At 60.9% G+C, this 17,505-nt stretch carries 20 protein-coding genes and 1 tRNA gene; 9 read left to right on the top strand and 12 right to left on the bottom strand.

Annotated features, from left to right (window positions below; translation table 11 throughout):
• Positions 1–44 precede the first annotated feature (44 nt).
• The 5 genes from PF1751_RS06880 (at position 45) to PF1751_RS06900 (ending at position 5,239) form a co-directional block, all read left to right on the top strand.
• Positions 45–719: an NAD(P)H-binding protein gene (locus PF1751_RS06880; RefSeq protein ID WP_010212268.1), complete on the top strand. Its 675-nt coding sequence runs from the start codon at positions 45–47 to the stop codon at positions 717–719.
• The gene (locus PF1751_RS06885) at positions 719–1,627 is read left to right on the top strand and encodes a LysR family transcriptional regulator (protein WP_010212267.1); all 909 of its coding nucleotides are present in this window, start codon (positions 719–721) and stop codon (positions 1,625–1,627) included. The genes PF1751_RS06880 and PF1751_RS06885 overlap by 1 nt, the downstream gene beginning before the upstream one ends.
• Before the next feature lie 89 nt (positions 1,628–1,716).
• Positions 1,717–2,910 carry a CaiB/BaiF CoA transferase family protein gene (locus PF1751_RS06890; RefSeq protein ID WP_010212266.1) on the top strand — a complete coding sequence of 398 codons (1,194 nt, stop codon included), beginning with the start codon at positions 1,717–1,719 and terminating at the stop codon, positions 2,908–2,910.
• Positions 2,907–3,848, top strand: a complete 942-nt coding sequence (locus tag PF1751_RS06895) for a hydroxymethylglutaryl-CoA lyase (RefSeq protein WP_044286754.1) — start codon at positions 2,907–2,909, stop codon at positions 3,846–3,848. The genes PF1751_RS06890 and PF1751_RS06895 overlap by 4 nt, the downstream gene beginning before the upstream one ends.
• A 59-nt stretch (positions 3,849–3,907) precedes the next feature.
• Complete coding sequence (locus tag PF1751_RS06900) at positions 3,908–5,239, top strand: MFS transporter (RefSeq protein ID WP_010212262.1); 1,332 nt, start codon at positions 3,908–3,910, stop codon at positions 5,237–5,239.
• Here the strand turns inward: PF1751_RS06900 and PF1751_RS06905 are convergent, their stop codons facing one another.
• Positions 5,240–5,728, bottom strand: a complete 489-nt coding sequence (locus PF1751_RS06905) for a DMT family transporter (protein ID WP_010212261.1) — start codon at positions 5,726–5,728, stop codon at positions 5,240–5,242.
• A 77-nt stretch (positions 5,729–5,805) separates the two neighbouring features.
• Here PF1751_RS06905 and PF1751_RS06910 point away from each other — a divergent pair, with 77 nt between their 5' ends.
• Complete coding sequence (locus PF1751_RS06910; RefSeq protein ID WP_010212259.1) at positions 5,806–6,723, top strand: LysR family transcriptional regulator; 918 nt, start codon at positions 5,806–5,808, stop codon at positions 6,721–6,723.
• Positions 6,724–6,927: 204 nt separating this feature from the next.
• The gene (locus tag PF1751_RS06915; protein WP_005785958.1) at positions 6,928–7,455 is read left to right on the top strand and encodes a DUF4142 domain-containing protein; all 528 of its coding nucleotides are present in this window, start codon (positions 6,928–6,930) and stop codon (positions 7,453–7,455) included.
• A gap of 54 nt (positions 7,456–7,509) precedes the next feature.
• Here PF1751_RS06915 and PF1751_RS06920 read toward each other — a convergent pair whose 3' ends face one another.
• From PF1751_RS06920 to PF1751_RS06930, 3 genes are all read right to left on the bottom strand, one after another.
• Positions 7,510–7,935 carry a low affinity iron permease family protein gene (locus PF1751_RS06920; RefSeq protein ID WP_010212258.1) on the bottom strand — a complete coding sequence of 142 codons (426 nt, stop codon included), beginning with the start codon at positions 7,933–7,935 and terminating at the stop codon, positions 7,510–7,512.
• Positions 7,936–8,019: 84 nt separating this feature from the next.
• Complete coding sequence (locus PF1751_RS06925) at positions 8,020–8,520, bottom strand: methylated-DNA--[protein]-cysteine S-methyltransferase (RefSeq protein ID WP_010212257.1); 501 nt, start codon at positions 8,518–8,520, stop codon at positions 8,020–8,022.
• A 250-nt stretch (positions 8,521–8,770) separates the two neighbouring features.
• Complete coding sequence (locus PF1751_RS06930; protein WP_021492355.1) at positions 8,771–9,664, bottom strand: LysR family transcriptional regulator; 894 nt, start codon at positions 9,662–9,664, stop codon at positions 8,771–8,773.
• A gap of 95 nt (positions 9,665–9,759) precedes the next feature.
• Between PF1751_RS06930 and PF1751_RS06935 the strand changes: the two genes are divergently transcribed.
• Both PF1751_RS06935 and PF1751_RS06940 read left to right on the top strand, forming a co-directional pair.
• The gene (locus PF1751_RS06935; protein ID WP_044286755.1) at positions 9,760–10,923 is read left to right on the top strand and encodes an MFS transporter; all 1,164 of its coding nucleotides are present in this window, start codon (positions 9,760–9,762) and stop codon (positions 10,921–10,923) included.
• Entirely contained in the window at positions 10,920–12,104 is a 1,185-nt protein-coding gene (locus tag PF1751_RS06940) for an MFS transporter (protein ID WP_044286756.1), read from the top strand. The genes PF1751_RS06935 and PF1751_RS06940 overlap by 4 nt, the downstream gene beginning before the upstream one ends.
• 75 nt (positions 12,105–12,179) lie before the next feature.
• On the opposite strand, the gene PF1751_RS06945 is transcribed toward PF1751_RS06940, so the two are convergent.
• From PF1751_RS06945 to PF1751_RS06975, 8 genes are all read right to left on the bottom strand, one after another.
• Entirely contained in the window at positions 12,180–12,485 is a 306-nt protein-coding gene (locus PF1751_RS06945) for a DUF6482 family protein (protein WP_010212252.1), read from the bottom strand.
• Positions 12,486–12,508: 23 nt separating this feature from the next.
• Complete coding sequence (locus PF1751_RS06950) at positions 12,509–13,033, bottom strand: DUF3833 domain-containing protein (RefSeq protein ID WP_021491043.1); 525 nt, start codon at positions 13,031–13,033, stop codon at positions 12,509–12,511.
• A 188-nt stretch (positions 13,034–13,221) separates the two neighbouring features.
• Positions 13,222–13,295 (bottom strand) — tRNA-Gly (locus PF1751_RS06955).
• Complete coding sequence (locus PF1751_RS28210; protein WP_080923184.1) at positions 13,286–13,480, bottom strand: hypothetical protein; 195 nt, start codon at positions 13,478–13,480, stop codon at positions 13,286–13,288. Before PF1751_RS28210 ends, PF1751_RS06955 begins: the two co-directional genes overlap by 10 nt.
• Before the next feature lie 25 nt (positions 13,481–13,505).
• Entirely contained in the window at positions 13,506–14,390 is an 885-nt protein-coding gene (locus tag PF1751_RS06960) for an alpha/beta fold hydrolase (protein WP_044286757.1), read from the bottom strand.
• A gap of 304 nt (positions 14,391–14,694) precedes the next feature.
• A complete protein-coding gene (locus PF1751_RS06965) occupies positions 14,695–15,387 on the bottom strand; it encodes a pseudouridine synthase (protein ID WP_010212245.1) in 693 nt (230 codons plus the stop codon).
• Positions 15,387–15,599 carry a cysteine-rich CWC family protein gene (locus PF1751_RS06970; RefSeq protein WP_010212244.1) on the bottom strand — a complete coding sequence of 71 codons (213 nt, stop codon included), beginning with the start codon at positions 15,597–15,599 and terminating at the stop codon, positions 15,387–15,389. Before PF1751_RS06970 ends, PF1751_RS06965 begins: the two co-directional genes overlap by 1 nt.
• A gap of 84 nt (positions 15,600–15,683) precedes the next feature.
• Positions 15,684–17,306 carry a methyl-accepting chemotaxis protein gene (locus tag PF1751_RS06975; RefSeq protein ID WP_010212243.1) on the bottom strand — a complete coding sequence of 541 codons (1,623 nt, stop codon included), beginning with the start codon at positions 17,304–17,306 and terminating at the stop codon, positions 15,684–15,686.
• Between the last annotated feature and the right edge of the window lie 199 nt (positions 17,307–17,505).

Raw genomic sequence — 17,505 nt, forward strand, 5'->3', positions numbered from 1 at the left:
CTGTCTCTCAGGTAGTCAAACTGGCGGGATGAAGGGAGTACTAGATGAGAGTTCTATTATTCGGTGCCACCGGCATGGTCGGCCAGGGCGTGCTACGCGAGTGCCTGTTGGCCGCCGACGTGCAGGAAGTCGTCGCCGTCGCCCGCACGCCCTTGACCCAGGAGCACGGTAAGCTGCATCAGGTGTTGCACAGCGACATGCTGGATTTCCAGCCCCTGGAAAATCTGCTGCAAGGCTTTGATGCGTGTTTCTTCTGCCTCGGCGTTTCGTCGGCGGGGATGAATGAAACCCAGTACACCCAACTCACCTATGACCTCACCCTGGTCGCCGCCAGTACGCTGGCGCGGCTCAATCCGCAGATGACGTTTATCTATGTGTCCGGCGCCGGTACGGATAGCTCCGAGGCGGGCAAGTCGATGTGGGCGCGGATCAAGGGCAAGACCGAGAACGCGTTGCTGCGCCTGCCGTTCAAGGCCGTGTATCTGTTTCGGCCGGGAGTGATCCAGCCGTTGCATGGCGTGCGTTCGAAGACGCCGTTGTACCAGACCTTCTACTCAGTGCTTGGGCCGTTGTTGTCGTTGGTGCGGCGGCTGAAGCCGGGTTGGGTCGTGAGCACCGAGACGGTGGGCCGGGCGATGTTGCAGGTGGCAAGCCAAGGTGCGCCGCAGCCGGTGGTGGAGCAGGCCGAGATCAATCGGCTGGCCAGCGAGCGTCGCTGATGTTGCACAAGAGCCTGGTGCGTCGGCTGGACTTGATCACGCTGCAGCTGTTCGTTGCGGTGTTTGAGGAAGGTACGCTGACCCGCGCCGCCAACCGTGAAGCCATTGCCGTGTCGGCCGCCAGCAAGCGGCTGATGGAGCTTGAGCAGGTGCTGGGCGTCAGTCTGTTCGTGCGACGGGCCAAGGGCATGGACCTGACGGCGGCCGGCGAAACGCTGTTGCACCATGCGCGGCAGATGCTGTTCAACGTCGAGAAGATGGGCCTGGAGCTGGGCGAGCACAGCCACGGCGTGCGCGGTTATGTGCGGATGCTGGCCAACCTGTCGGCAATCATTCAGTTTCTTCCGGAAGACCTGCGGGATTTTTCCGAACGGCATCCCGAAGTGAAAACCGACCTGGAGGAACGCCCCAGCAATGGCGTGGTGCAAGGCGTGCTGGATGGCGTGGCGGACCTGGGCATCTGCTCCAGTGACACCGATACCAAAGGCCTGCCCAGCGTGACCTATCGCCACGACAAACTGGTGGTGCTGATGCCGGCGGATCACCCATTGGCGGCGCGCAAAAACCTGGCATTTGCCGACACCCTGGACAGTGATTACGTGGGCCTGCACGCTGCCAGCTCGATCAATATGCGCACCCACGCCGCCGCACGCGAGGCGGGCAAGATGCTGCGCCTGCGCATTCATGTGCCGGGGTTCGATGCGATGTGCCGGATGGTCCAGGCGAATATGGGCATCGGCATCCTGCCGCAGAAAGCGTACGAACTGTTTGGGCGTGCCTTGGGTTTGCATGCCGTGCCGCTGACGGACGACTGGTCGGATCGCAGCCTGATCCTGGTAGTGCGCGATGAGGCGCAGTTGTCGCCGGTCAGCCGGCTGCTGTTCGATTATCTGAGTGTTCGCGTTTAGCGAACGCTCCTTGCCAACTGACGGTTGGATTTCTCCGGCCTCTGGCCTCTAGTCTTGGCGTCACATTCCAAGAACAAGAGGTACACCCCATGACGGCTCCCCTGAGCGGTATCAAGGTGGTCGAGATCGGCACCTTGATTGCCGCGCCGTTTGCCGCCCGGATGATGGCCGAGTTTGGTGCCGAGGTGATCAAGATCGAAGCCATGGGCCAAGGCGATCCGCTTCGCAAATGGCGAAAGCTGCACGAAGGCACCTCGCTATGGTGGTACCTGCAATCGCGCAACAAGAAGTCGCTGGCGCTGGACCTCAAGTCGCCGGAAGGCCTGGACCTGATCAAGCAATTGCTCGGCGACGCCGACGTCCTCATCGAAAACCTGCGCCCCGGCGGCCTGGAGAAACTCGGCCTCGGCTGGGACGTGTTGCATGCCCTCAACCCCAAGTTGACCCTGGTGCGCATCTCCGGCTACGGCCAGACCGGCCCTTATCGTGACCGTCCGGGCTTTGGTGCGATTGGCGAGGCCATGGGCGGGATTCGCTACACCACCGGCAATCCGGATTCGCCGCCAGCGCGAGTGGGCGTGAGCCTGGGGGATTCGCTGGCTTCGTTGCACGGTGTGATTGGCGCACTGATGTCGTTGCTGCGGGTCAAGACGGGGCAGGGCGACGGGCAGATTGTCGATGTGTCGCTGGCCGAAAGTGTGTTCAACCTGATGGAAAGCCTGGTGCCGGAATACGACATGCTCGGCCATGTGCGCGAACGCAGCGGCGGCGCCTTGCCGGGCATTGCACCGTCCAACACTTACCTGACGGCCGACGGTGCCTACGTGGTAATCGCCGGCAACAGTGATCCGATCTACAAGCGGTTGATGACCACCATTGGCCGTGCCGATCTGGCCGAAGCGCCTGAATTCGTCCACAACGATGGTCGGGCCGCCAAGAGTGGGTTACTCGACGCCGCGATCACGCACTGGACCAGCAGCCGGCCCATCGAGCAAGTGCTCAGCGCTCTGGAGGCCGCTGAAGTACCGGCCGGGCGTATCTACTCCGTAGCCGATATCGTCAGCGACCCGCACTACCAGGCGCGTGACATGTTGCTCAATGCCGAGCTGCCCGGCGGTGTGTCGGTGAAGATGCCCGGCATCGTCCCCAAGCTCTCGGAAACCCCTGGCGGCGTGAATTGGCAGGGCCCGACGTTGGGCCAGCACACCGACGATATTCTCGGTAGCCTGGGCCTCACCGGCGCTGATATCCAACGCCTGAAAACCGCGGGAGTGGTGCAATGATTTCCGACTACTGCGACGCGCTGATCGTGCAGGAAGTGTCGCCGCGCGACGGCCTGCAGATCGAGCCGACCTGGGTCGAGACGGCCGACAAGATCGCCCTCATCGACCAGCTTTCCCTCGCCGGTTTTTCGCGGATCGAGGCGGGTTCGTTCGTCTCGCCCAAGGCCATTCCGGCGTTGCGCGATGGTGAGCAAGTGTTCAAGGGCATTGAGCGCAAGGCCGGTGTGATCTACGTGGCGCTGATCCCCAACCTCAAGGGCGCGCAGCGTGCCATTGAGTCTTGCGCCGATGAACTGAACCTGGTGATGTCCGCCAGCCAGACCCACAACCTGGCCAATATGCGCATGCGCTGCGAGGCGTCGTTGGCGGCGTTTGGTGACATCGTCAGTTTTGCCGGCGATTTCCCGGTGAGGCTCAACGCCAGCATCGCTACCACCTTCGGTTGCCCGTTCGAAGGCAAGATCGATGAAGACCGCGTGTTGCAGATTGTCGAGGCGTATCAAGCACTGGGTATCCGGGGCATCAGCCTCGCGGACACGACTGGCATGGCCAACCCGCGCAAAGTGGAACGCTTGGTCAAACGCGTGCTGGAGCGCGTGTCCGCCAGTGATCTGACCCTGCATTTCCACAACACCCGCGGCCTGGGCCTGTGCAATGTGCTGGCCGCCTATGAGGCCGGCGCCCGTCGTTTTGACGCGGCGCTCGGTGGCTTGGGTGGCTGCCCGTTTGCGCCGGGGGCGTCGGGCAATATCTGCACCGAAGACCTGGTGAACCTGTGTGATGAAGTCGGGATTCACACCGGCATCGACCTGCCGCACCTGCTGAATATGTCCCGCCGTCTTCCCGCGTTGCTTGGACACGAGTTGCCCGGCCAGGTAGCCAAGGCCGGACGCAATTGCGACCTGCATCCACCCCCGGCGTACATCGCCACGCTGTAACGCCGCACCAGACAACAAAAACAATCGGGCGCCTGTGAGCAGCCCGCTGGAGAGAAACCATGAGCACTAATACGTTGGAGGCCGGCGCGCGCCCGGCCGCTGAAATCGATGCCGAAAAAGCCCTGGTCAGCAAGGTCGCCTGGCGCCTGATGCCGCTGATCATGGTGTGCTACCTGTTCGCGTTTTTTGACCGGATCAACATCAGCTTTGCCAAGTTCCAACTGCAGGCGGACCTGAGCCTGAGCGACACCGCCTATGGCCTGGGGGCCGGGCTGTTCGTGGTGGGGTATGTGATCTTTGAAGTGCCGAGCAACATGATGCTGTACAAGGTCGGCGCCCGGCGCTGGATTGCACGGATCATGATGTCGTGGGGCCTGGCGACGGCGGCCATGGTGTTTGTCACGGCTGAGTGGCAGTTCTATGCGCTGCGCTTTCTGATCGGCGCGATGGAGGCGGGGTTCGCGCCGGGTGTGCTGTATTACCTGACCCTGTGGTTCCCGCAGCATTTCCGAGGACGCATCACCTCGATGCTGTTCCTGGCGTCGGCGTTTGCGGGCCTGGTGGGCGCACCGTTTTCCGGCCTGGTGCTGGAACACCTCGACGGTGTGTTGCAGATGCGCGGCTGGCACTGGTTGTTCCTGCTCGGCGGCTTGCCATGCATCGGCCTGGGGTTTCTGGTGCTGACGCTGCTCAAGGATCGCATCGAAGACGCCCACTGGTTGACGGCGGCGGAGAAGACCCTGCTGTCGAGCCGCATCGCCAAGCATGAGCCGAACCAGCACGGTGGCTCGCTGTTGTCGGCAATCCGTATTCCAGGGTTCCTGATGCTCGGCTTCATCTACTTCCTGATCCAGGTGGCATCCTACGGCCTCAACTTCTGGGCGCCGCAGTTGATCCGCAGCGCGGGCACCCAGAGCCCGGTGATGATCGGCCTGCTCACGGCGATTCCTTATGTGTGTGGCGCCATCAGCATGGTAGTGATCGGGCGGCTGTCGGATGCTACGGGTGAGCGCCGCAAGTTCGTCTGCGGCCTGGTGGTGCTCGGGGCAGTGGGCTTCTTCAGTGCTGGCATTTTTGCCGACCACACCACCTTCCTGATCATTGCCCTGGGCATGCTGGGCGCGGGCATCATTGCCTCGATCCCGACCTTCTGGACGCTGCCGCCCAAGTTGCTGGCCGGTGCCGGTGCAGGCGCGGCGGGCGGTATTGCGGTGATCAACACCCTCGGGCAATTCGGTGGCATTGTCAGCCCGGTGATGGTGGGGCGCATCAAGGACCTCACCGGCAGTACCACACCCGCTCTGTACGTGATTGGCGTGTGTGCGCTGTTGGCGGCAGCATTGCTGCTGTGGGGCCTGCCGCAGAAACTGCGCACCCTCGATAAGGGTTGATCAGCCTGCGGTTGCCAACGCCCGGGCAGGTGTGGCACTGAACTGAATCAACACCACGCCGCCGATCAACAACAACGCCCCCAGTACGCGGGGCGTTGTCAGTTGGCGTTCCACCAGGCCGAACAGACCGAAGTGATCCAGCACCAGCGACGCCAGAATCTGCCCGGCCATGGCCAGTGCGATAAACCCCGAGGCGCCAAGCTTGGGCAACAGCATCAACGCCAGGGAAATAAAACACACGCCAAACGCGCCACCGGCCCACATCCACAGCGGTGCCTTGCTGATAAACGCCAGGCTCGGCAGCGGGAGGCGCAGCGCCAGAATCACCGGCAGCAACACGATGATGCTCACCAGCAACGACGCCAGCGTGGCCCACAGCGGGTGACCAAGCCCGCGCCCGAGGTTGGCGTTTATCGCACTCTGAAACGGCACCACCGCCCCCGCGATGACCGCCAGCGCGAATAAACCCACCCAATGCAACGTTGTCATGTCGAATCTCCCAGAGGTTTTGCTGGACTCTAGGCTATTCGTCGCGCAAATTTAAATTCCAATTTCTTATGCAGAGCATGCAGCTGATGAATGATCTGCGCCGCATTGACCTCAACCTGCTGGTGATCCTCGACGCCTTGCTCAGCGAGCAACACGTCACCCGTGCGGCTGAGCGCTTGCACCTGAGCCAACCGGCGGTCAGTCACGCGTTGGCACGCTTGCGTGACCTGCTGGGTGACCCGCTGCTGGTACGCCAAGGTGGCAGTCTGGTGCCGACTGCTCGCGCGCTGGAGTTGGCCCCGCCGCTGACAGAAGCGCTCGGCCAGGTACAGGCGTTGCTGGCGCCGAACCGCTTTGACCCGGCGTCGGCCAAGCGCAGGTTTCGGGTGGCGATGTCCGATTACAGTGCGGCGATTTTCCTACCCGACCTGGTGCGAACGCTGCGCCGCGAAGCGCCGGGTATCGATCTGCAAATCATCCAGGCCAGTCGTGAGGGCATGGTGGACGGGGTGCTCAATGGCGACCTCGACTTGGCGGCGGGTGTTTTTCCCGATATGCCTGCCGAACTGCGGACTACGCCGTTGTTTGAAGAGCACTACACGTGCCTTGTGGACCGCGATAGCCTGCCGGCAAGCGGCACACTGGATCTGCCGACCTACCTGTCACGCCCCCATGTATTGCTGGAAATGCGCGGCAGTGGCACTCCGGAAATCGAGCGGGCACTGACAACGATTCGGGAACGTCGGCATGTGGCGATCAGCCTGCCGCACTGGGGTGTAGCGCCGCAACTGATTCAAGGCACCGACCTGATCCTTACCGTATCGTCCCGTGGCCTGCTGAATATTGATCACCAGCACTTGCTGGCGGTGCCCGCGCCGTTTCATATCCCTTCGTTTGCATTTGAGCTGGCGTGGCATGCACGGCGGGGTGGGGATTCGGGGTTGCAGTGGTTGATTGGGCAGGTGCAGGGTGTATTGTCCGAAGGCCACTGCTGACAGGACAACAACACCCTGCGCTGCGGCTTCACCCACCTCGCCTACCTCTCACTGCCGGGGCTCTTTTGGCAACAAGCCCGCTGGATTTGACGATGACCGTTCGTCGCACTGGCGAGTTTTTTCTAAACCTTTGCCGCCCTGAAAATTCGAATTGAGGGCGGGGTGTGTTCCCCCGCCCTTATTTTTAGCCTGGAGGAACCCATCATGAGCCGCATGGCTATCCGGTTACGCACCGCCAGTTTCGCGATGCTGCTGGGCCTCGGCGCCAGCAATGCCTTCGCCCAGTCGCCTGCTGAATTCATCGAGCAGGCTTCGGCCAAAGGGATGGCCGATATCGAAACCAGTCGCATGGCTCACGCCAAGACCTCGTCCCAGGAGATCAAGGATTACACCATCGAGGTGATCAACGAACGCACCCTGGCCAACCAGCACCTGGCGGCTATCGCGAAGAAGCTTGACCTGCCGGTGGCGCCTCGGGAAAAGATCGTCGACAAAGCCGAAACCTTGATGCCCGAACTCAAGGACGGCGACTCCTTTGATGCGGCCTATACGGCGCAACAGGTCAAGGAAAACGAAGACGCCATTGCCCTGTTCAAGAAGGAAGGTGCAGCGTCGGATGTGCCGGAAATAAAAGCCCTGGTGGATGAGACGCTGCCCAAGTTGGAAGAGCGTCTGCAAAAGGCTCGCGCCTTGGCATCGACTTACGGTAAAGGTCATCAAGGCGACGGTTGAAGCCATGACTTGAAGTAAAAAACGGCGGTTGGACCTGTTCCAACCGCCGTTTTTTCATGCCTGGTTCAAATCGGTTTTGATCGGTGCCGCATCGTCGGCAGCATGACCGCAACTGCTGTTCAGACTCACCGTGCCCGCGTTGCCGATGCTGCGGTATTCCTGGCGCAGTTTTTCCAGTTCCTTGCGATCCAGTCCATCCAGGCTGAGTACGGCATTCTGCGCATCCTTGGACACACGTAGCAGTTCATCGATCTTGATATGCAGGATGTCGTTGTCGCGGTTCTGCGTGTTCTGGATCAGGAACACCATCAGGAACGTGATGATGGTGGTTGAGGTATTGATGATCAGTTGCCACGTGTCGTTGTAGTGGAAATACGGCCCGCTCAGACTCCATGCCAGGATCAACGCCACTGCCGCGTAAAACGTGCGCGGGCTGCCGGCCCAACGGGACAGGGATTGAGAGACTGCGGAGAATTTCATGACCGTTTTTCCTTTGTAAGGGGGTGATGAAATAATGGACCGCACGGTGGCTTTGAAATTTCTTTTTACATTTGATCCGCGTTTTTAGAACACCAGTTCGGCCTGGCCTGTCCCTTCCAGCGTCAGTAAATACTGCTTGGCTTCCAACCCGCCCGCAAAGCCGGTCAACCCGCCCGATGCGCCAATGACCCGATGGCACGGCGCAATGATCGAGATGGGGTTACGCCCATTGGCCGCCCCCACTGCGCGTACGGCTTTGGGGTTGCCAATCTGCTGGGCGATCTGGCTGTAGCTGCGGGTTTCGCCGAAGGGAATGGTCAGCAACGCCTGCCAGACCTGTTTCTGGAAGTCGGTGCCGGCGAAGTCCAGTTCCAGCTCGAAATGTGTGCGGGTACCCGCGAAGTATTCCTGCAACTGGCATTCGGTTTCCAACAGCACCGGGCTTTCAGGCGCTTCGTACAAGTCGCCCAGACGCACACGGTTGGCGCGCTCGGTAGCCCACAGGATGGCGCCGAGTTTATCGTTGCGCGCCACCAGGGTGAGCTGGCCGACAGGGGAGGGCATGAGCTTGTATTCGTAGGCCATGATCAGGGCTCCTGAAGGTGGGTGTAGGGGGAGTCTAGACCGGCGGCCCTATGGGCAAACTACGTTTCTTGCGGTCAAATTCAGCGCCGCCAGTCGCGCCATTCCGAGAACGCCGGATAAGCGTACAACCACGCGATGTAACCAAGGGCCATCAACCCCGTGGGGGTCGATGACCGGTCTTTTTGGGGCGGCGGTAGTTGGCATGTGTGAGCGCATAGGAATGGCGTCCGGGAGAGGTGTTGCGATCGAGTTACCGCATGTGCAGGGGCTGCGCAATGACGGCGAGGAACGCATCAACCAGCACACTTTTTGTTGCAGTCCGGGTCAACACCAACAACTGGGCACAGGCGTCCACTTCCACCAACGGCCTGTACGTCACGCCCTTATTCATCAGGCTCTGGGTACATTCCGGCACCAACGCCACACCTTGTCCGGCAGCCACCAGCGCAATGATCGACGTGATCTGCCGCCCGGTCGGTCCAAGGCGTAAAGGCTGGCCGTGATGCCGATAAAGCTGTTCGATGGACTGGTTGAGCCCCGATCCATAATCTGCAGGAAACAGAATCAACGGGTAGGCACTGAGCTGCGCCAGGTTGACGCTTGGCTGGCGCGCCAACGGGCTTTCACTGGACACGGCGGCCACCAACCGTTCTTCGCCCAGCGACAGCGCTTGCACCGCTTCGTCTTGCGGCAACAAGCGACTCAAACCGAGATCCAGCCGCCCATCCGCCACTTGCGCGCCCAGGCTGCCGGAGGCGCATTCCACCAGCGTCAACTGCACATCGGGAAAGCGCTGGGCAAACGCCTGGATCGCCTGGCTGAACAGGTCCGACAGGGCAATCGAACTCACATAACCCAACGTTAGCTGCCCTGCGGTGCCCGCCGCCAGTTTGCCCGCGATCACTTGCGCCAATTCCACCTGCTCCAGCACGCCGCGGGCGTAGGGCAGGAACGACCGGCCTTGCGCGGTAAGGCTGACCGTGCGGCTGGTGCGATCGAATAGCTTGAAGCCCAACTCGGTCTCCAGCGCCGATATCTGCCGTGTCAGCGGCGGCTGCGCCAGGTGCAGGCGAATGGCGGCGCGGCCGAAGTGCAACTCTTCGGCGACCGTCAGAAAGTAACGCAGCTTGCGTAGGTCGAGCATCCTGATCCTTGGGTATTGATCGGTCCGAAATCGGTATTGGTTTCAGACCTGCCGGCCATTCTATAAAGACCTCACAAAATAAAACGAGAGGTTTCATGAAACCGCGCCTGCATTGTGCCCGCCTAGCCCTGTTCCTGTGTGGCTGCGCGGCGTTTCTCAACCTGTATGCCACCCAGAGCATTCTGCAGACCTTTGCCACGCAGTTTCACATCAGCGCCAAGATGGCGGGGTGGAGCATCACCGTGACGACGCTGGCCGTGGCGATCACCGCGCCGTTTGTCAGCCGGCTGACCGGACGCTTCGAGCAGCGCACGGTGATCAGCGTGGCGGCCTTGCTGCTGGCGGTGCCGGCGCTGATGACAGCCTATGCCGACAGCTTTGCCGAGGTGCTGGTGTGGCGGTTTGTCGAAGGGATGTTGATCCCGGTGGTGTTTGCCACCAGCGTGGCGTATATCGGCGACCGCTGGAGAGGTGGCACGGTCACCGAAGTCACCAGCCTGTACGTGGCGGGCACCGTGTTGGGTGGGTTTGCCGGACGCTTTGTCACGGGGGTGATGACCGAATACGCAGGCTGGCGCGAAGCGTTTGAACTGCTGGCGGTGCTGAGTTTGATGGTGGGCGGGTTTATCCAGTTCCTGTTGCCTGCCAGCCGTGGGCGATCGTTGAGGGGTGAAACCGCTTTCTCGGCGGTTTTTCGTAAGCCTTTGTTGGCGGCCTACGCTGTAGGTTTTTGCGTGTTGTTTTCCCAAGTGGCGGCGTTTACCTACGCAGGTTTGTACCTCGGATTACCGCCTTTCGGCCTGGGGCCTGCAGCGTTGGGGACGCTGTATACGGTGTTTCTGCTGGCACTGATCGTGATCCCCGTCGCCGGCCGCCTCAGCAAGTCCCGGCCTCACGCTGAACTGCTCAGCGTCGCTGCCGGGCTGGGCATCAGCGGTTCAGCGCTGACGCTGGTGCCCTCGTTGTGGTGCATCGTGGTGGGCCTGGCCCTCAGTTCTACCGGGGTGTTTCTCGCCCAGGCGGCGGCCAACGCCTTCACCGCCGCTACCGCCGGCGACAACAAAGCCGGCGCCGTGGGCATGTACCTCACGTTTTATTACCTGGGCGGCAGTTGTGGTGCGATTGTCCCGGCGTTGATCTGGGAGCGTTGGGGCTGGGCCGGGTGCGTGACGCTGATTATTGCCTTCCAGATACTGACCTTGCTGATCGCCCTGACCGGCTGGAAGCCCGTTAAACCTGAACTGATCCCGACACCATGAATCACGCCGTCGCCATGCCTGTTTCCACACGCCGCCGCACGCTGATCGCCGGCTGCAGCGCCCATGCCGTGCATGATGGTCTTACCGATGTCATCTACGTGCTACTGCCGATCTGGCAGGCGCAGTTTGCGCTGTCCTACGCTCAGATCGGACTTTTACGCGGTGCCTATTCCGGGATGATGGCGGTGTTCCAGCTCATGGCCAGCCGTGCTGCGAAACGCTGGGGACGTGTGCCGATGCTGGTGGGCGGCACCGCGCTCGCCGGTGCGGCGTACGTGTTGGCAGGCCAAGCGACCGGGCTGACGATGCTGTTAATGGCACTGATGTTAGGTGGCTTGGGCGCCAGCACTCAACACCCGTTGGCTTCTTCGATGATCAGCGATGCCTACGAGGACGGCGGTGGAATCAAGCAGGCACTGTCCCAGTACAACTTTTCCGGCGATATCGGCAAAACCCTGGTTCCGGGGCTGGTCGGTCTGTCGCTCACGGTCATCAGTTGGCGCGCCAGTGCCACGTTCCTGGGATGGCTGGGGTTGGCTGCGGCGGGCCTGTTGTGGTGGTTGATTCCCAGCCAGTCGCGCACCTCGGTCGCGCCCCAAAAAACCAAGTCGCCCATCGGAACCGGCTCCACCACGGGCCTGCGCGCGCTGATCCTCACCGGCACCCTCGACAGCGCCGTGCGCATGGGGTTTCTCACCTTCCTGCCGTTTCTGCTGGCCGCCAAGGGCGCCGGCACTGCTGGTATTGGCCTGGCCTTGACCCTGCTGTTTATCGGCGGCGCGTTCGGCAAATTATTCTGCGGCTACCTGGGGGCGCGCATCGGCATGATGAGGACCGTATGGCTGACGGAGAGCAGCACGGCCTTGCTGATCGTCGCTGCGGTGTATTTGCCGCTGACTGGGCTGATGGTGATGTTGCCGCTGTTGGGGCTGGTGCTCAATGGCACGTCTTCAGTGCTTTACGGGGCTGTGCCGGACCTGGCGGGAGCCGAGAAGCGCGAGCAGGCATTTGCCGTGTTCTACACCGGCACGATTGGTGGCGGAGCGTTGGCGCCCGTGGTGTTTGGTGGCGTGGGGGATGCGTTGGGCGTGCCGGTGGCGGTGATGGTGCTGGCGGGGGTGTTGTTGGTGACGTTGCCGTTGGCGTGGGGGGGGCAGCGGGGGATGACTGAGCCGGATTGACGCTCGCGATTACACAGTGCGAAATCGATCCATTCGAACCTGGAGGATAGGAACGACCTCAATACCTGCACCGCCTTAAAAGGACGCATCCAGCGTAAACGGAATCCGCAATGCGCCAATGGGGCCTTCCCGAACTCCGCACATTTCATCGTGCACGCACTGTTGCACCAGCACACAGGGAAACGGCGGAACCCGTTGCAACAAGTCGCGCAAGTGCGTGGTGGAGCGGATGCGCAGCGGCTGGTTATCATCGCCCAGCAACGTCATTTCGACATCATCCAGCCTGACACGCGCGATATAGAAGCCACCCTCCAGCGACTGCAACTGCAGCTCGCGAACTTCTCCGTTTACCGCCCATTCAGTCAGTTTCTGCAGATGCATGATTCACCTCCGTTGCAGGTCATTCACTGGCGACGAAAGAACAACGTGACCTGGCCCCATTCGACGCCGAACTTGGTCATGCTGGAGCGATTGATCAGGGTGTCTTCGTCCATCAGGTACATCCAGTCATCAAAGCTCACCTCGTAGACAGAACCGTCTACCGGCAGGTTGAGTCGGTAGCGCCAACGCAGCGCGTTCCCCGCGACCTCGCCGATGGCCTCGCCGACCACATCACCCGCCCGACCGCGCCAACGCCCCGGACCGTCGGGTGTCAGCGTCCACACCCGCCGCTGACGCGTGCCGTCGCTGTACAGGAAGCGTTCGTCGAGAATCAAGGCGTTACCTTCGCGCCGGCTGGCTATATCTACTTCAAAACGCTTGGCCACCTCGCCCGAGCGCTTCTGGAAAATCCCCCAGGCCTTGACGGGCTTGCTGAAGAACCGCTCCAGGTCCAATTGCGGTTGCTGGTCAGCGTAGTGCTTGACGCCTACGTTGGCGCAACTGCTCAAGCTCAACATCAGCAACAATGAAACCAATAGACGTGTCATTGCTTGGCTCCTTGATCGTGCCTCGGCGCGTTGCAGTGATAGTTGTACAAAAATATTAATTTGTACAGGTATGTCCGACAGGCATGACTGCTACCGTAAATCGCAGCCACAAAAAAACCGGTCTCAAAGGACCGGTTTCTTTAGGCATCCCCCGTCAAAAACAACCTGACGCGGAACGCGAATTTGAGTGGAGCGGGTAGAGGGAATCGAACCCTCGTCGGAAGCTTGGGAAGCTACTGTTCTACCATTAAACTATACCCGCTCAGAGCGGCTGACTTTGTACCAGATGTTCGCCGGGATTTGAAGTTTTTCTTCAAAAATGTGTGGGTTACAGGTGTCACACTGGACGAACTGACCCAGTGTAGGAGCGAGCTTGCTCGCGAAAGACTCAAGCGCGCCGCGTTCCTCCAGGAAGCGAGCGTTATCCTTGACGTTCTTCGCGAGCAAGTTCGCTCCTGCAAGGGAGCGTATTTCAGAGTGCGAAGGCATGCTGTGTCTGGCCCTGTTGATAGCGCAACCGGCTGACCTGCCGCTCCGGTTTCAAGAAGCCCACGACTGCGTCCCGACTATCTCGGCACGCCGCCTTGTGCTCCATATCCAGGAAATGCCCCGTCGCCTGAATGGTGCTGAAGCGGCTGTTCGCCACGTGCTGGCCAAACAGCTTGGCGTCCTGGGCGCTGGTGTATTCGTCCCATTCACCATTCAGAAACAACACCGGAATGTCGATCTGCCTGGCCGCCTTGAGGTAGCACAGGCGATCACTGTTCAGCACATGGCTGATGTGAAAGTGCATCTGCCCATATTCATGTTCGGCCAGACTGCTCACGTGCCGGTAGTTGAAACGCTTGAACAATGACGGCAGGTGTTTGCCGATGGTGCTGTTGACCAAATGGCCGACGCGGTCGCGGTCGAGGTTGCCGAGGTAGTCGACGCCGCGTTCCAGGTAGTCGCGCATCGGTGCGTTGATCACCGGGGAGAATGAGCTGATCACCGCCTTTTCCACGCGACGAGGGCGGTGGGCAAGGGCGACCAGGGCAGCGGCACCGCCCCAGGAAAAGGACAGTACGTGTTCGGCGGCGAAGTGGTCGATGAGCTCAAGCAAGATCTGGCCTTCGATTTCCTTGGTCAGCATCTGCTCATGACGGTTGTGGGTTTTGGAGCGGCCAGCATAGGGCTGGTCGTACAAAACCACATTGAATTGCGGGTACAGGCTTTTCACGGTTTGGGCGAAGGATGCCGTGGTGGCCATGGAGCCGTTGACCAGGATGATGGTCTTTTCAGCAGCGTCCGCGCGATAGAACTCCGTGTAAACCCGATACTGACCCTGTATATCCAACACAGCGATTTCTGGCCTCATGTCGTAAGACTCCTGGCAAGCGGGTAGGGCGCGCAGATCACTCTGCACGAGCTTTGTGACAGGTAGGCATACGCCTGGAAAAGGAGGCCCATGTCGATCCAATGACGGCTGGCCGACGGGTGTTGTTAGGGCGGGCTGTTTGCCGGGAAAGCCCGTGGATCAAGCGCGGGCGGGGCAAGGTGTTTCTTGGAGGTTATAGGCGACTCGCCAGTCATATTTGAACTGGTGATCCTGATTCAAGCAGCAGAGCGGGCACCTCGCAAGGCGGTGAAGCGGTTTTTTGCCATCACCGGCTGAACGGTCATCAGACCATTCGGATTTCGTCGTCGGTAAGTGCTCGATACTCACCCGGTGCAAGGGCGGCATCCAGCACCAAGGGCCCCATGCGCTCGCGATGCAGGCCGACGACCTTGTTATCAAAGTGCCCGAACATGCGCTTCACCTGGTGATAGCGCCCTTCGATGATGCTCAGCCGCGCAGTTCTCGGTCCCAGCAACACCAGTTCGGCGGGTTGGGTAGTCAGGTCTTCGAAGGCGAAATACAGGCCGCGGGCAAACGTTGCGGCGTAGTCCGACCCGATGTCCTGCTCGGTCTCCACAAGGTAGACCTTGGGCAGTTTGGTCTGCGGCTGCGTCAGGCGACGCGACCATTGGCCGTCGTTGGTGATCAGCATCAGACCGGTGGTGTTGAAGTCCAGGCGACCGGCAATGTGCAATTCATCTTTGTCCGGCTCATCGAGTAAATCCAGCACCGTCGGGTGTTGCGGATCCGCCGTGGCGCTCACGCAACCCTGGGGCTTGTGCAGCATGAAATAGCGTGCCGGTTTGCCCGCCTGCAGCACCTCATCGTCAACGCATACGCGGCTGAATGCGCGCACCTCATGATGGGGATCGCTGACCGCCACGCCATCGACCGACACCCGCTGCTCAACCAGCAACAGGCGCACTTGCTTGCGATTGAAACGCGGCAGGTTACTGAGGAAACGATCGACCCGCATTACGTCGGCTCAACGCCACGCAGTTGTTCATCGACCTGGGCGCAACGCGGGCACAGGCAAGCCTTGTTGCGCAATTCGTCGGGCAAGGCCTGGAGGACTGCCGGGTCGATGGTGACGCTGTAGCACCAGCACGCCTGGTCGACCGTACGTGGGTCAGCCAGGGAGCAGTCGTTGCGGGCGCCGCAGGCGGGGCAAAGGGTTGGCGTGGTCATGGGCAGGTTCAGGCTGGATCGGGCAAGGTTCCGGAGAATCCCGGTATGCCTTGTACGATACAGGGCCGCCCCTGCCCAGGCTACTTAGAGCTGGAACTTGCTGACCAGTACGTTGAACGAAGTGGCCAGGCGCGACAGGTCCTGGCTGGACGCGTTGGTCTGATGGGCGCCGGCCGCCGTCTGAGTGGACAAGTCCTGGATGTTCAGCAAGTTGCGGTCCACTTCGCGGGCCACCTGGGCCTGCTCCTCCGAGGCCGAGGCGATCACCAGGTTACGCTCATTGATCTTCGCTACACTGGCGGTGATTCGTTGCAGCGCTTCGCCGGCGTTCTGCGCCAGGGTCTGGGTGTTGTTGGCCCACGTCAGGCTCTTGTTCATTGCCGCGACTGCATCGTCGGCGCCGGTCTGCACATCACCAATCATCTTTTCGATATCGACCGTGGATATCTGGGTGCGGTGGGCCAGCGCCCGCACTTCATCGGCGACCACCGCGAAACCACGTCCTTGCTCACCCGCGCGGGCGGCTTCAATGGCCGCGTTGAGGGCCAGCAGGTTGGTCTGGTCGGCGATGCCGCGGATCACATCGATGACCTTGCCGATTTCTCGCACTTGGCCGGCGAGGTCTGCAACCGATTGTGTGGAGTCGTTGATCTCGACCACCATCGAACTCATGCCGGACACTGCCTGCTCCACTTGCTGGCGGCCATCTTCGGCCTCGGTGGTGGCCTGGCGCGAGGCTTCGGAGGTGGAGACGGCGTTGCTGGCCACTTCGTCCACGGCGGCGGTCATCTGGTTGACGGCGGTGGCTGCTTGTTGGATTTCATCGTTCTGGCGGGTCAGGCCGCGGCTGCTTTCATCAGTGACCGCACTCAGTTCCTCAGCCGCCGATGCAAGTTGGTCGGACGCGTTGGCGATTTCCACGAGGGTGCTTTTCAGGCCGCCTTGCATGTCCGACAACGCCATCAGCAGTTGCCCGGCTTCGTCGGTGCGCTCGGTGATGATGGCCTGGGTCAGGTCGCCCTGGGCAATGCGTTGTGCGCTCTGTACGGCTTGAGCGATGGGACGGGTGATCAGGCGGGTGATCAACACACCGATGATGATCGCAATGAGGAAGGCCAGCACAATGCCGCTGATCATCCACGTCAACGCGCTGTTGCGCAGCTCATCGGCGGCGACCGCGCCTTCCTTGATCTGGCGGTTATTGGACTCGATCATCACGCGGATCAGCTCACGCGCCTGGCGGAACAGTTCATTGTTGCTGGTGTTGAGCTGGGCACGGGCCTGGTCGACTTGGCCGCCATCGAGCAGTGCCATGATGCGTTCGGAACTGCTGATGTAGGTGGGCCAGATCTGGTCGAGTTTGTCGCCCGCCGCCCGTTCGTCATCTTCCAGCGGGGTTGCGCGGTAGGTGGCGTAGGACGCCTGACTGCGCTTGAGTTCCTGGGCTATATCCTGGCGCACGCGGTCGCGATCCTGCGGGGAGACGTCACCCTTGCTGGCATCCATCAAGCGGTACAGGCCGCGGTTGTGGGCCACCAGGCCGTTGAGGGTGGCGGCCGTGTTGCTCACCGAAACCAGGTTGTTGGAAAACGTCAGTTCCAATGCCGTGGAGAGGCGAACCACCCCTTTGATTCCCAGCAGGCCTACCGCTAGGGTGACCAGCGCACACAGTAGAAACGAGAGCAGCAGTTTGGTTGAAATCTTCATGGGTCAGGTCCGAACAGGGTAGCGAAGGGCGCACGCTAGAGCCTCCCTGGCTTTGTGCGATGTCATAGTGACATCATCGCAATTGAGAAAGTTGCGAGCCAGACAAATTTACTGAACCGATAAAGCTGGCGCAGATGTATCAAGCTGTTGCGAAAACGCACCAGATTCCGTTTTTGATGTCAGATGTCTCGTCATTCAG

The organism is Pseudomonas simiae, assembly GCF_000934565.1.
Classification (GTDB): Bacteria; Pseudomonadota; Gammaproteobacteria; order Pseudomonadales; family Pseudomonadaceae; genus Aquipseudomonas; species Aquipseudomonas simiae.